The 13,271-nt window shown below is 72.4% G+C and carries 11 protein-coding genes; 6 read left to right on the top strand and 5 right to left on the bottom strand.

The genetic code is table 11. The features are described from left to right. Window positions 1-15: 15 nt before the first annotated feature. From GA0070216_RS02000 to GA0070216_RS01990, 3 genes are all read right to left on the bottom strand, one after another. Complete coding sequence (locus GA0070216_RS02000) at window positions 16-1,434, bottom strand: alpha,alpha-trehalose-phosphate synthase (UDP-forming) (protein ID WP_091238864.1); 1,419 nt, start codon at window positions 1,432-1,434, stop codon at window positions 16-18. 200 nt (window positions 1,435-1,634) lie between these two features. Further along, the gene (locus GA0070216_RS01995) at window positions 1,635-2,477 is read right to left on the bottom strand and encodes a DUF308 domain-containing protein (protein WP_091237648.1); all 843 of its coding nucleotides are present in this window, start codon (window positions 2,475-2,477) and stop codon (window positions 1,635-1,637) included. A gap of 614 nt (window positions 2,478-3,091) precedes the next feature. Continuing rightward, the gene (locus tag GA0070216_RS01990; RefSeq protein WP_245722280.1) at window positions 3,092-6,817 is read right to left on the bottom strand and encodes an AAA family ATPase; all 3,726 of its coding nucleotides are present in this window, start codon (window positions 6,815-6,817) and stop codon (window positions 3,092-3,094) included. 138 nt (window positions 6,818-6,955) lie between these two features. On the opposite strand from GA0070216_RS01990, the gene GA0070216_RS01985 reads away from it, so the two are divergent. Then, a complete protein-coding gene (locus GA0070216_RS01985; RefSeq protein WP_091237645.1) occupies window positions 6,956-7,222 on the top strand; it encodes a hypothetical protein in 267 nt (88 codons plus the stop codon). A 130-nt stretch (window positions 7,223-7,352) separates the two neighbouring features. On the opposite strand, the gene GA0070216_RS01980 is transcribed toward GA0070216_RS01985, so the two are convergent. Beyond that, window positions 7,353-8,045, bottom strand: coding sequence for a Crp/Fnr family transcriptional regulator (locus GA0070216_RS01980; protein ID WP_091237642.1), 693 nt, complete (start codon window positions 8,043-8,045; stop codon window positions 7,353-7,355). A 297-nt stretch (window positions 8,046-8,342) separates the two neighbouring features. Between GA0070216_RS01980 and GA0070216_RS01975 the strand changes: the two genes are divergently transcribed. The 5 genes from GA0070216_RS01975 to GA0070216_RS01955 all read left to right on the top strand — a co-directional run bounded on the left by GA0070216_RS01975 (window position 8,343) and on the right by GA0070216_RS01955 (window position 12,661). Further along, window positions 8,343-8,846, top strand: a complete 504-nt coding sequence (locus GA0070216_RS01975; RefSeq protein ID WP_091237639.1) for a polyadenylate-specific 3'-exoribonuclease AS — start codon at window positions 8,343-8,345, stop codon at window positions 8,844-8,846. Between the two features lie 238 nt (window positions 8,847-9,084). Beyond that, window positions 9,085-9,588, top strand: a complete 504-nt coding sequence (locus GA0070216_RS01970) for a pyridoxamine 5'-phosphate oxidase family protein (protein ID WP_091237636.1) — start codon at window positions 9,085-9,087, stop codon at window positions 9,586-9,588. A 178-nt stretch (window positions 9,589-9,766) separates the two neighbouring features. Then, window positions 9,767-10,795, top strand: a complete 1,029-nt coding sequence (locus GA0070216_RS01965; protein ID WP_091237634.1) for a 6-phosphofructokinase — start codon at window positions 9,767-9,769, stop codon at window positions 10,793-10,795. An 81-nt stretch (window positions 10,796-10,876) separates the two neighbouring features. Then, window positions 10,877-11,695, top strand: a complete 819-nt coding sequence (gene proC, locus GA0070216_RS01960; RefSeq protein WP_091237632.1) for a pyrroline-5-carboxylate reductase — start codon at window positions 10,877-10,879, stop codon at window positions 11,693-11,695. A 12-nt stretch (window positions 11,696-11,707) separates the two neighbouring features. Continuing rightward, a complete protein-coding gene (locus GA0070216_RS01955; protein ID WP_091237630.1) occupies window positions 11,708-12,661 on the top strand; it encodes an aminoglycoside phosphotransferase family protein in 954 nt (317 codons plus the stop codon). Between the two features lie 41 nt (window positions 12,662-12,702). Here the strand turns inward: GA0070216_RS01955 and GA0070216_RS36340 are convergent, their stop codons facing one another. Continuing rightward, window positions 12,703-13,005, bottom strand: coding sequence for a 5-formyltetrahydrofolate cyclo-ligase family protein (locus tag GA0070216_RS36340; RefSeq protein WP_342670703.1), 303 nt, complete (start codon window positions 13,003-13,005; stop codon window positions 12,703-12,705). Window positions 13,006-13,271: the final 266 nt, after the last annotated feature.

Raw genomic sequence — 13,271 nt, 5'->3', positions numbered from 1 at the left:
CGTGGTCGGGGCGGGTCAGCCGGTGCTGCTGAGCCGGGTGAGCAGCGAGCCGGTGTCGTCCAGGGCGCTCAGGTAGGAGCGGGCCCAGGCCCGGATGTCGTGCCGGTGCAGGTGGTCGCGCATCGCCCGCATCCGGTCGCCGGAGTCGCCCGGCGCGGCCCGCAGCGCCGACAACAACCCCTGCTTGAGCCCCTCCAGGTCGTGCGGATTGACCAGGTACGCCTGGTCCAGCTCGGCCGCCGCGCCGGCGAACTCGCTGAGCAGCAGCGCGCCGGTGTCGTCGACCCGGGCGGCCACGTACTCCTTGGCGACCAGGTTCATCCCGTCGCGCAGCGGGGTGACCGCCATGACGTCGGCGACCCGGTAGAGCGCCGCCAGCTCGGCCCGGTCGAAGGGCTGGGTGAGGTAGTGGATGGCCGGCTCGCCGACCCGGCCGAACTCGCCGTTGATCCGGCCCACCTCGCGTTCGATCCGCTCCCGCAGGATCTGGTATTGGCCGACGCGCTCCCGGCTCGGCATGGCGACCTGCACCAGCACCGTGTCGCGGACCTTGACGTCACCGCTGGCCAGCAGCTCGCTGTAGGCCTTCAGCCGCTGCTCGATGCCCTTGGTGTAGTCCATCCGGTCGAGGCTGAGGATGACCCGCTCGGGATCGCCCAGGTCGTGCCGGAGCCGGCGGGCCCGCGCGGTGACGTCCGGTCGGCCGGCCAGCGCCGCCATCTCGGCGGTGTCGATCGAGACCGGGTACGCCCCGATCCGCACCACCCGGTCCTGCACGCCGATCCGCCGGTCGGTGGCCGGCAGGCCGAGCACCTTGGTGGCCAGTTGGGCGAAGTTGTGGGCCGCCTGGGCCCGCTGGAAGCCGATCAGGTCGGCACCGAGCATCCCGCGCAGCAGCTCCGCCCGGCGGGGCAGCTGCATGAACAGCTCCGGCGGCGGGAACGGCACGTGCAGGAAGAAGCCGATCCGCAGGTCGGGCCGCAGCTCGCGGAGCAGCCCGGGGACGAGTTGCAGGTGGTAGTCCTGCACCCAGACCACCGCGCCCGGGTCGGCCACCTCGGCGGTCGCCTCGGCGAACCGCTGGTTGACCCGCTGGTAGGCCTCCCACCAGCGGCGGTGGTACTCGGGTTGCTCGACCGCGTCGTGATAGAGCGGCCAGAGGGTCGCGTTGGCGAAGCCCTCGTAGTGGTCGCGCAGGTCGTCGGCGGTGAGCGGGACGGTCTGCATGTGCACGCCGTCCACGTCGGGCAGCACGGGCGCGGGCCCGGTGCCGCCGGCCCAGCCGACCCAGGTAGCGGGGGTCTGTCGGAGTAGTGGGTGCAGCGCGCTGACCAGCCCGCCGGGGCTGCGGCGCCACTCGCAGGCGCCGTCGGGCGCCACGCTGTCGTCGATGGGGAGCCGGTTGGCGACCACCACCAGGGAACTCTGTCGCATCTCGGGCATTCCGATCGGCAGTGGACCGACCACGCGAGCAAGGAACAACCGGGCAGTCGGTGGGGGAAGTGACCTACAGCGGTATTCCTACTGACCGTAAGTTACACCACTGTTACGCCCGGCGTGGGGGTCGACGGTGTCCCGGGATGCGGGCGACGGTGGACGGCGGGGGTGGGGATGTGCGGGTGGGAGAGAGGGACTCAGACGACCGCGCCGTCGTCGGGGTCATGGTCGTCCTCGTCGCCGGGACGCAGTCGCCAGATCAACGTGACGAATCCGGCGAGGATGCCGGTGAAACCGAGCAGGGTGACCAGCGAGGCGTCCACCGGCAGCAACGAGGGGTTGAGGAAGAGGACGAAACCGATCACGATCCCCAGCACGCCGACCACCGCGTACTTCGAGATCCGGGGCAGCGGCGGTGGCGGTGGCGGGGTGTAGCCCTCCTCCGGGTCGTCCGGCAGGTCGGCCCCGAAGGTGTCCAGGCCGTCCAGCAGCGACGGCTCGTCCTGCCGGCCCCGGGGGGTCACCGAGATGCCGGAGATGTCGGCCGCGTACGGCAGCCGTCGTACGTCGGTCGCGGTCGGGCCGGTCGGCTCGTCGGCCCGGGTCGCCGGGCCACCGGACCGGGCGGTCGGGTCGGTCGGCTCGTCGTCGACGTCCTCCGAGGCCGGCCAGGGGTGACTGCCGGCAGCCGGTGCGGTGTGGAAGGCGGCGACGAGGCGTTCCCACTCGGCGTCGACGTCCGGCTCGGCGCGGGAGGGCTCCGGTGTCGCCTCGTCGGCGAGCTGGGTCAGGTAGTCGCGGGCGGTGGTCAGGTGCGAGCGGTCCACGTAGAGCCGGTCGACCGGCCGGGACGGCACCGTGGTCGTCCGGGTGATCGGGTTCAGGTCGGCGGAGGGCTGGAGGTAGGCGGCGATCCCGCCTGCGGCGAGCACGTCGAGCAGGTGCTCACCGACGCGCGGATCGACGTCGCCCGCGACGGCGTACTCGCTCGCGTCGAGCCCGTTGTCCCGCCGTCCCCGGCGGGCGCCACCCGCTGACACCGGACATCCTCCTCCGCGCACCTCCCGGTGCGGTCGTGTCGGCGCCCCGTACGCCGTGCTCTGAATCGTGACACGTCGGCACCCGGTTCCGGGAGTGCGTTGTGGCGTGCCGCTCGTGGTTCGTCGGCTCCGGGTCGGCGGGCGTCCCCGTCGGCCACCTTCCCGCAGGCCCGTTCGACCCTCCCCGCGACCTGCCCGGACGGCCCGCTGCGGAGGTCGTCGGCCCCGGGCCGGGGCGGACACCCGTGCCGTACCGGCTGGTAGCGCACCTGATCGGCGTTCCGTCCAGCGGGGTGGGACCGTCCGCTGCGGGGCGAGGGGCGGCCGACCTGCCCGCCGGGGAGCCGGTGCCCGTCGTCGGCGACGGGTTCCGCTGCTTCCTGCCGGACCGTACCCGGGCAGTGGCCTGCAAGAAGTCACATTCGACGCGAAAGCGAAATACCTCGCCTAGAAGCGCGACGATCTGCCCGCCCGCCCGACGCCCTGCGGCTGATGATCGACTCTCGGGGGCCGAAACAGCGGTGTCGAATCCCGCCTGACACCGCAACGTCGGCCCAAGCGAGTTGATCTGTAAGCCCGCCCGGCCCGGAGGGATGGTCCGGGTCAGGGCCGGGTCAGGTCTGGGCGGCCGTTGTCGAGGTGGCCAGCCGGAGCAGGCCGGGCATGTCGTTGCGGTCGGCGAAGTCGCGTACCCGGTCGAGGGTGGCTGCCGCCTGCGCGGGGTCGGCGACGGTCAGCGCCCGCACCGACAGCGCGGTGGTCAGCACGTGGTCCGTGGTGTCGGTCATCCGGGCGTAGCTCTGCGCGGCCGCCCGGAACAGCCGGGCGGACCGATCGGCGTCCCCGTCGGCCAGCGCCAGGGTGGCGTCGGCGACCTGCCCGGCGGCCTCCGCCCAGGGGGTCATCCGGGGGGACCGGTCGAGCATGTCGTGCACCAGCCGGGCGGCGTCCGGGCCGAGCACCGCAGCGACGTGGCCCACCGCCGGCACCCACTCGGCGAACGGGATCATCCGGGTCCGGCCCCAGTCCTCGTCCAGCTCCACCAGCAGCCGCATCGCCTCGTCCCGGCGACCCCGGACCGCCCGGCAGAGCGCGGCGTGCGCCAGCGTCGACTGCAACACCCGGTGGAAACCACTGCGCCGGGCGGCGACCAGGGCCCACGACACCAGATCATGGTCCTCGGCCCCGGCGTCGACTGTGCGGGTGCCGCCTGCCCCGGCGTCGACTGGGTGGGTGCCGCCTGCCCCGGCGTCGACTGGGTGGGTGCTGCCCGCCCCGGCGTCGACTGCGCGGACATCGGCCGCTGCGGCGTCGACTGCGCCGGTGTCGGTCGTTGCGGTGTCGGTCGGCGCGCGACGCGCGGTGGGCGACAGCCGCGAACCCTCGTCGGCCGGGCCGGGCTGGGTCGGCACCGGCGGTCGGGCCGCCGGGTCGACCGCCGGGCGGTCCGCCCGCAGGGCGCGCATCCACCCCGAGATCGCGACGATGTGCAGGTCCCACTCGGCGGTCGGCCGACGGGTCGACTCGGTGCCCAGCTCCAGCGTCGACACCCAGTCGCCGGCGTAGTACGCCCGGGCCCACTGGGCGGCGAAGCTGGTCGCCAGGCTGTGCCCGCCACCCAGGTCGAGGGTGCGCTGCTCGTCGACCAGCTCGGCCGACCGGGCCAGGTCGCCCTCCTCCTGCGCCGCCCAGGCCAGGTTCTGCACCGCCCGGCGTCGGCTGGCCAACCGGTCCACCCGGCACTGTTCGGCCACCTCGGCCAGCTCCGCGTACGCCTGCTGCTCGCCGGCCATGTACCGGGCCACCGCCAGGGTGATCCGGGCATTGGCCCGTACCTCGGGCAGCAGCAGGCGCTCGGCCAGCTCGGCCGCCGCACTGGCCGCCGCGCAGGCCTGGTCGGTCTCGGCGTTGAGCATCCGGGCCCGGGCCAGCTCCAGCAGCGCCTCCGCCTTCTCCTCGGACTCCGGCAGCTCGGCATAGATCCCGTTGGCCCGGTCCAGGCAGCGCAACGTCTCGGAGCGGTCGGCCCGGCTCCACGCGGCGGTGGCGAGCCGGGTCCAGGCGCGGGCCGCGCCGGAGCGGTCCCCGACGGCGGCCAACCGCTCGGTGAGCCCGGTCAACACCTCGGTTCCCCCGTCGACCAGGAACGCGTCCCCGTCCCGGAAGAAGGCCAGCTCGGCGGCGAACAGCTCCAGCCCCGGGTCGGGGTCGCCGCCGACGGCCAGCGCCCGGCCGACCAGCGTCGCGGCGTTCTCCAGCGCGTGCAGCTCGTACGCCCGACGGGCGGCCTGGTGCAGTGCGGTCCGGGCCGCCACCGCGTACGGGGCCGGGTCCAGTCCGACCGTCCGGGCGATCTCGTGGGCGGTCCAGCGGTGGTTGGCCAGCACCTCGGCCAGGTCCTGCTGTCCGGCGTCGGTGAGCTGGGCGAGCCAGTCCGCGGTGCGCTGGTGGCGCAGCACCCGTTCCGCCCGGGGCAGCCGCTGGTAGCACACGTCGCGGACCAGGATGTGCCGGAACCGGTACTCCGGCTGACCGGCCATCGTGGAGGTGGGCAGCTCGAAGACCATGTCCCGGCGCTGCAACCGGTCCAGTGCCCGCTCCACCCACTCCACCGTCCGGCCCAGGGCGGTGGCCACCGGCACCGGCCAGAACTGCACCCCGACCACGGCGGCGGCCTGGAGCACCGACCGGTCCGCCGGGTCGAGCAGGTCGAGCCGGTTGGCGATGACCGCCTGGACGGTGCGCGGCATGTCGGTGGAGCCGGCCGGGTCGAACCGGGCGGCCGGCTCCAGCAGCCCGCCGTCCAACAGCATCCGGGCGTACTCCTGGGCGTAGAGCGGATTGCCGTCGGCGAACTCGATCAGCGGCTCGCGGGCCGCCGCCGGCAGCGCGGCCTGCCCGAGCAGCAACGAGTAGAGGGTGTCGATGTCCGCGTCGTGCATCGGCGGGACCGAGATCGACATCGCCCCGCTGATCGTGCCGGTCCAGGCCGGCTGCCGCTCCCGCAGCTCCGGCCGCGCGGTCGCCACCACCAGCAGCGGTACGCCCCGGGCCGCCGCCCCGAGCTGCTCGACGAAGGTGAGCATCGCCTGGTCGGCCCAGTGCATGTCCTCGAAGACCAGCACCGTCGGGCCCTGCCGGGCCAGGGCGAGCAGGAACCGCCGCCAGGCCGCCTCGGTCTCGCCCGAGTGGAGCCGGGCGCCGGCCGCCACCCCCAGTAGCGGCCCCAGGGCGCTGGCCAACCGGGCGGCGTGCGGGTCGCCGAGTTGGCCCAGCCGCTGGCGCAGCCGAGCGTGCAGCGGCTCCGGGTCGTCGGTCTCCGGCACCCCCAGCCACCCCTTGACGATGTCCGCCAGCGCGGCGTAGGTGACGTTCTCGCCGAACGGCGGGCACTGCCCGACCAGCCAGGTGACCCGGTGGCCGGGCAGGTTGGCGGCGTGCCGGGACAGCTCGCGCAGCAGCCGGCTCTTGCCCACCCCGGCCGGACCGAAGACGGTCACCAGCTGGGAGGTGCGCTCGTTGACCGTGCGGTGCAGGGCGCTGACCAGCAGGCCGCGCTCGTGCTCCCGGTCGACCATCGGGGTCAGCTCGACGGCCTGCGGGCCGGTGCGCGGCCGGGCCCGCACGGCGAGCCAGATCCGGCTCACCGCCGAGCGCCCCCGCAGGGTGACCGGCGGCCGGTCGACGTACTCCAACTCGTGCCGGGTGGCCGACCAGGTGCTCTCGTCGACGACCACCCCACCGGTGGGGGCGAGCGCCTGCAACCGGGAGGCGGTGTTCACCACGTCGCCGGTGACGAACGCCTGGCCACCGTCGCGGGTGGCGGAGAGGTCCACCAGCGCCTCCCCGGTGGCCACGCCGACCCGGAAGCCCAGCGGCGGTTGCGGTCCGGCGGTCTGCCGGGCCAGGCTGCGTTGCAGCTCCAGACCGGCCCGTACGCAGCGCAACGCGTCGTTGTCGGTGGCGACCGGGGCGCCGAACAACGCCATCACCGCGTCGCCGATGTACTTCTCCACCACCCCGCCGTACTGGTGGACCAGCTTGCGCACGGTGGCGAAGTACGCCTGCTGGAGGCTGCGCGCCTGCTCCGGGTCGGCCCGTTCGGCGTACGTGGTGAAGTCGACGATGTCGATGAAGAGCACGCTGACCTGACGGCGGTCCTCCTGCACGGTGACCCCGTGGTCGCGCAGCGGCTGCCCGCAGTTGGTGCAGAAGTTGACCTCGGGGCTGTTGCCGTGGCCGCAGGAGGCACAGTCGAGCGACAGCGCCTGTCCGCAGCCGCCGCAGAAGCGGTCGTCCGGTCCCGCCGCCCGAGAGCAGTGCCCACACTTGAGGTCGATGACGAACTCCGTACGTGAGGAGATCCCATTATCCCGCTGCGGCGGGCCAGTCGGGTACCCGACGTGCGGGCGGACCCTGCCGCTGGTCGGCCGCCACTAGTGTTCCTCACGAGGAAAACTCACTGTCAGGAGAGTGCCGTGCAGGTGCGATTGTCCGCCTACTGGACCGACCCGAACGGTACAGTCCGGTCTCCCGGGGAGACGGTCGACGTCGACGCGGTCACTCTCGCCAGAATGGAGGAGCAGGGCATGGTGGAGAATCCCGACAGCAAGACGTCCTCGGACACTGGCACGACCACGACCTCGCCGTCCAAGCCGCAGAAGATCGGGCCCGGACCAGGCACACCGCCGGACGAGATCGGACCCGGGCCGGGTGCCCCGCCTGCGGACGACGACGGCAAGTGAGTGAACCGGCGCGGCCGGCGGACCAGGTCCGCCGGCCCCGCCGTCGTCGTCGCGTGGTGACTCACCGTGGCCCGGCCCCGGGTGCCCGCCGTCCGTCGTCACGGTGCGGGCGTCCGCCGGGGAGCGTCGGTCAGCGGTCGCTCATGCCGGCGCGTCGGCGCAGCGCCGCCACGTCGGTGACCACGATCCGTCGCCCCTCGGTACGCAGCCAACCCCGACTGGCGAAGGAACCGATCGCCTGGTTGACGCTCTGCCGGGAGCCACCGGCCATCTCGGCGAGCTGGCTCTGGTTGAGTTCGATGGTGATCATCGGGGCCTGGCTCTCGCCGGCCAACCGGACCAGCGTCTTGGCCACCCGGCCGGGCAGGTCGAGGAAGACGTGGTCGGCGTTCTGCTCGGTGAGCCGCCGGATCAGGCCGCCCAGCGAGCGCATCACCGCGTCCAGGATGCGCGGGTTGGAGTGCACCAGTTCCATGAAGGCCGGACGGGACAGGGCGAGCGCCGCGCAGTCCTCGATCGCCTCGGCGGAGGCCGATCGGGTGGAGGCGTCCAGCAGGGAGACCTCACCCAGCACGTCCGGTGGTCGGATGACCGACAGCACGGCGCGTTCCCCGGTCGGCGCGGTACGGAACACCGCCACCGCCCTGCGGCGCAGCACGATCAGCGACTCGCCGGGATCGTTCTCGACGAAGAGCAGCTGACCCTTGCGGTAGGTGCGCGGCACGGCCGCGGCGATCACCCGCTGGCGCACCTCGGGCTCCAAACCGGCGAACATTTCCACCCCCGTGAGGGCGTCACCCGGCTCCGGCAGGCGCATCTCCACCGCCCCACCCCTCCCCGGTCACGGACCACAAATTTCGCTCACCGGGTGAACCCTGACGGCCCCTGCAGAGGTGAACTGACACCGGTTCGGCGTCCGGTAGCGGTACACATCAGATCATGACGGCCCAGTCGCTTGCTGTACACCCCTGTAGACCTTTCCGTGACACTCCCGAGCTGCGGCGGACGGCCTGAGGACGCCGATGCGGTCGCGGGTGCGGACCCGGCGGGCGGTGCGGCACCGTCCGCCCGCCGCCCCCGCCCGACGACGGTCACCGGCGGTGGGCGAGGATGGACGGCGATGGTCTACCGCTATTTCTACGACTGCGAATTCATCGAGGACGGCCGGAGCGTCGACCTCGTCTCGATCGGTGTCGTCGACGAGTACGGCCGCGAGTTCTACGCGGTCTCCACCGAGTTCGACGACTCCCGCGCCGTGCCCTGGGTCCGCCGTAACGTGCTGGACAAGCTCCCCTCGCCGGCCGACCGGGCCTGGCGCTCGCGGGCCCGCATCCGCGACGACCTGCACGAGTTCCTGCTGGAGCCGATCCGGGATCGGCCGGGCGAGCAGTTGGAGCTGTGGGCCTGGTACGCCGCGTACGACCACGTGGTGCTGGCCCAGCTCTGGGGGGCGATGCCGGCCCTGCCCCGGGAGATCCCCCGGTTCACCAAGGAGCTGCGGCAGCTCTGGGACGACGTCGGCAGGCCCCGGCTGCCGGAGGCGGCAGCCGACCGGCACGACGCCCTGGTCGACGCCCGGCACAACCTGGACCGCTGGCGGACCATGACGGCCCGTCCGGCCTGATCCGGCGCCGCGCTGCCGGCCAGCGTCTTGTTCTCGGTGCCGCGCTGCCGGCCAGCGTCTTGTTCTCGGTGCCGCGCTGCCGGCCAGTGGCTGGCCCTCGGACCGCCCTGCCGGAATGGTTGACCCTCGGCGCCGCCCGGCCTGCTGGGCGGATGATGACAGCCCGTGATGACCGGCAGGTTTGACCGGTGCCGTCGGGGGCACCGGATTCGGGCGAGCCGATCCGAGGGAGTGCGCCATGGCCGACGACGCGACCACCATCACCGACGCCCGGCGGAGGGTGACCGAGTTGATCCGGGACGCCCGGATCTGCATGTTGACCACGATCGGCGTGGACGGTCGGATGCTCAGCCGGCCGATGGCGCTCCAGGAGGCCGAGTTCGACGGCGACCTGTGGTTCTTCGCGTACACCGACTCCGCCAAGATGCGCCAGCTCCGGGTCAACCCGGAGGTCAACGTCGCCTTCTCCGACCAGCGCCACCACGCCTGGGTCTCGGTCTCCGGCACCGCCCAGGAGGCGTACGACCGGGCGCGGGCCGAGCAGCTGTGGAACCCGCTGTACAAGGCGTGGTTCCCCGACGGTCTGGACACCCCGGGGCTGACCCTGCTCAAGGTGCACGCCAGCTCGGCCGAGTACTGGGACTCGCCGGGTGGCACGGTGGTCAACCTGCTCGGGTTCGCCAAGGCGGCGGTGACCGGGAAGCCGCCGGAGGCGGGGGAGAACCACGAGGTCAGCTACTGACCGGTAGCCACCGGGACGGGTGGGAGCGGCCGGGGCGCGGTGTCGGCGTACACCTACGGCGACTACAGTGCGCACTGACGGCCCGCCCCGGGCCGGCAACGGCGCCGATGGTCTGATCTGACACATATCCTGGGGCTTATCCGGGCTTCACCTGACGTTCCAGGAGGATGAGCAGATCATGCGTATCGGCGTGCTCACCGGCGGCGGCGACTGCCCAGGTCTCAACGCGGTCATTCGGGCGGTGGTCCGTAAGGGCGTGGCTACTTACGGTCACGAGTTCGTGGGTTTCCGGGACGGGTGGAAGGGTCCGCTGGAGGGCCTGTCCAAGCCGCTCGGCATCCCCGAGGTGCGGGGCATCCTGCCGCGTGGCGGCACCATCCTCGGCTCGTCCCGCACCAACCCGTTCAAGATCGAGAACGGCGTGGAGCGGATCAAGGAGAACCTCGCCGCGCAGGGCGTCGACGCGCTGATCGCCATCGGTGGCGAGGACACCCTGGGTGTCGCGACCAAGCTGCACGAGCTGGGCGTCAACGTGGTCGGCGTACCGAAGACGATCGACAACGACCTGGGCGCCACCGACTACACCTTCGGCTTCGACACCGCCGTCAACATCGCCATGGAGGCGATCGACCGGCTGCACACCACCGCGGAGAGCCACCACCGCACCCTGGTCGTCGAGGTGATGGGTCGGCACGCCGGCTGGATCGCCCTGCACGCCGGCCTGGCCGGTGGCGCCAACGTGATCCTGCTGCCGGAGCGCAAGTTCGACGTCGAGCAGGTCGCCGGCTACGTCGAGAAGCGCTTCCAGCACCAGTACGCCCCGATCGTCGTGGTCGCCGAGGGCGCCCAGCCGCTCGACGGCCAGATGGTCCTGCACAACCAGGAGCTGGACGCCTTCGGGCACGTCCGCCTCGGTGGCATCGGCCAGTGGCTCGCCGAGCAGTTGGAGGCCAAGACCGGCAAGGAGGCCCGTACCGTCGTGCTCGGGCACATCCAGCGCGGTGGCACCCCGACCGCCTTCGACCGGGTGCTCGCCACCCGGCTCGGCCTCCAGGCCATCGACGCCGCCCACGAGGGTGACTGGGGCAAGATGGTCGCGATGCAGAGCACGGACATCGTCCGGGTGCCGCTGGCCGAGGCCACCCGCGAGCTGAAGACCGTCCCCGTCGAGCGCTACGACGAGGCCGAGGTCTTCTTCGGCAGCTGACCCGCCCCGCCCTTCCCCTCCGCCGTTGCGCGCCGGAGGGGAAGGGCGCACGGGACAGGGTGAACCGGACGGAAGGTGGAGATGGGGTCGGCGAAGCACACCGTCGCGGTGATCGGGGCGGGAAAGATCGGCGAGCTGGTGCTCTCCGGGCTGTTGCGGTCCGGGTGGCCGGCGCAGCGCCTGCTGGCGACCGCCCGCCGTCCCGTCCGGGCCGAGGAACTGGCCACCCGGTACGGCGTACGGGTGGTCGACAACCTGACCGCCGTGACCGAGGCGGCGGTGCTGGCGATCGCGGTGAAACCCCAGGACGCGGGCGTCCTGCTGGACGAGATCGGCCCGAAGGTGCCGGCCGACAAGCTGGTCGTCTCGCTCTGTGCCGGGCTGCCCACCAGCTTCTTCAGCCGCCGGTTGCCCGAGGGCACCCCGGTGGTCCGGGTGATGACCAACACCCCCGCCCTGGTCGACCAGGCGATGAGCGCGATCTCGGCCGGCGCGCACGCCACCGGGGAGCACCTGGCCCTGGCCGAGGAGATGTTCGCCCCGCTCGGCGCGACCCTGCGGGTGCCCGAGTCGCAGCAGGACGCGGTGACCGCGCTCTCCGGCTCCGGGCCGGCCTACTTCTACCTGCTGGTCGAGGCCATGATCGACGCGGGCATCCTGCTCGGCCTGCCCCGGCAGGTGGCGCACGAGCTGATCGTGCAGACCGCGATCGGCTCGGCGGTGATGCTGCGCGACTCCGGCGAACACCCGGTCAAGCTCCGCGAGGCCGTCACCTCCCCCGCCGGCACCACCATCTCCGCCATCCGCGAGCTGGAGAAGCACGGGGTACGCGCGGCGCTGCTCGCCGCGTTGGAAGCGGCCCGGGACCGCGCCCGCGAACTGGCCGCCCAGGCCGACTGAGGTCACTGGCCGATGTCGGACGGGGGATCGAACGACATTCCCGATCTCGGTCCGCTGCCGACACGCATCGCGGTCGACGTGGACCAGGTGCGCCGGCTCGTCGCCAGCCAGTTCCCGCACTGGGCCGACCTCCCGGTCGAGCGGGTCGCCAACGGCGGCTGGGACAACTGCACCTTCCACCTCGGTCCGGGGATGTCGGTACGCCTGCCGAGCGCGTGGGAGTACACCCAGGCGGTCGACAAGGAACACACCTGGCTTCCCGTGCTCGCCCCCCGTCTCCCGCTGCCCATACCCACCCCGCTGGCGAGAGGCGAGCCCGGCGAGGGCTATCCGTACCCGTGGTCGGTCTACCGGTGGCTCGACGGCGAAACAGCGCGGGTGGATCGCATCGCCGACCCGGTCCGGTTCGCGCTCGACCTGGCCGAGTTCATCGTGGCCCTGCAAGCCGTCGATGCCGCTGACGGCCCCCGCCCGGGCCAACACAACTGGTACCGGGGCGGCACCCTGCGCACCTACGACGGGCAGGCCGGCCGAGGGCTCATCGCTCTCGACGGCCGTGTCGATGTCGATCTCGCCAGCGAGATCTGGAAGTGCGCCCTGGATGCGCCCTGGGACGGTACGGAGCGCTGGTTCCACGGTGACATCGCCCCGGGAAATCTCCTGCTCGGCAATGGGCAACTCGCGGCGATCATCGACTTCGGGACGTGCGGCGTCGGCGATCCTTCCGGTGACCTGGCGGTCGCTTGGACACTGCTGACCGCCGACGGCCGGCGGGTGCTCCGGGAGCGGCTGTCCGTCGATGACGCGACATGGGCGCGCGGGCGCGGCTGGGCGCTCTGGAAGACGCTGGTCAACTACGCCAACGCGCCGGACGAGAGCGAGGCGGCGGCGATCTCACGGAGGATACTTGACGAGATCTTCGCCGAGTACACCACCGGCGGCAGATCGAAGGGGCTGCCCGGGTAGTTGTGGCGGTGGGACGACGACCAAGGCTGATCGCGTACGGTTCATGCCGACCTCATCCGGGACGCCGCTGATGCCTTGAGGAATGGAATGGCGTCGATCTTCTGGGCGCTGAGGCTTTCCCAGTAGATGCCGGTCGGGCGCGGCCGCCGCCGGCACTCGATCACCTCATCCGGAGTGACGATCAGGTCCATGCCGAAGTCGTGCGACGACTCGGGGAGCGGCCCGTCAACCATCTGCAACGGATGGACCGTCGTCGCGAGGATGGTGGAGGGACCGACCAGGCCGGCTTCGGTGAGCAGGGCAACCTCGATATCCGAGTAGCCCGCGCCCTTTCCGAGCCGCACTCCCGTCACGGTTGACCGCGACGCTGCCACACACCACCAGGTCCACGGGGTGCATCTCGCTGATGCCGACTTTCGGCGCGTGGTCCGCTGCTCCACTGCCGGCCGCGGCGTCGGCTGGCGCTGCGCGGAGGGTCGTGGGATCGAGCAGGTAGAAGGGGCGGATGTCGGCGATCTTCGGAACCGCCATGTAGAGGAGTTTGCCGTCGGCAAGTGCCCGCAGCCGCACCGGCAGTTGGGCCTTGTCCGGGTTGGACTTGATGACGCTG

Source organism: Micromonospora matsumotoense (assembly GCF_900091525.1).
GTDB lineage: Bacteria > Actinomycetota > Actinomycetes > Mycobacteriales > Micromonosporaceae > Micromonospora > Micromonospora matsumotoensis.
The sequence above is the reverse complement of the archived record's forward strand: the minus strand, read 5'-3'. Positions and strand labels throughout refer to the sequence as shown.

Coding starts and splice junctions, on each gene's coding strand:
- GA0070216_RS02000 (WP_091238864.1), bottom strand. CDS start 1,434: ATGCGACAGAGTTCCCTGGTGGTGGTCGCCAACCGGCTCCCCATCGAC.
- GA0070216_RS01975 (WP_091237639.1), top strand. CDS start 8,343: ATGGTCTACCGCTATTTCTACGACTGCGAATTCATCGAGGACGGCCGG.
- GA0070216_RS01970 (WP_091237636.1), top strand. CDS start 9,085: ATGGCCGACGACGCGACCACCATCACCGACGCCCGGCGGAGGGTGACC.
- GA0070216_RS01965 (WP_091237634.1), top strand. CDS start 9,767: ATGCGTATCGGCGTGCTCACCGGCGGCGGCGACTGCCCAGGTCTCAAC.
- proC (WP_091237632.1), top strand. CDS start 10,877: ATGGGGTCGGCGAAGCACACCGTCGCGGTGATCGGGGCGGGAAAGATC.
- GA0070216_RS01955 (WP_091237630.1), top strand. CDS start 11,708: ATGTCGGACGGGGGATCGAACGACATTCCCGATCTCGGTCCGCTGCCG.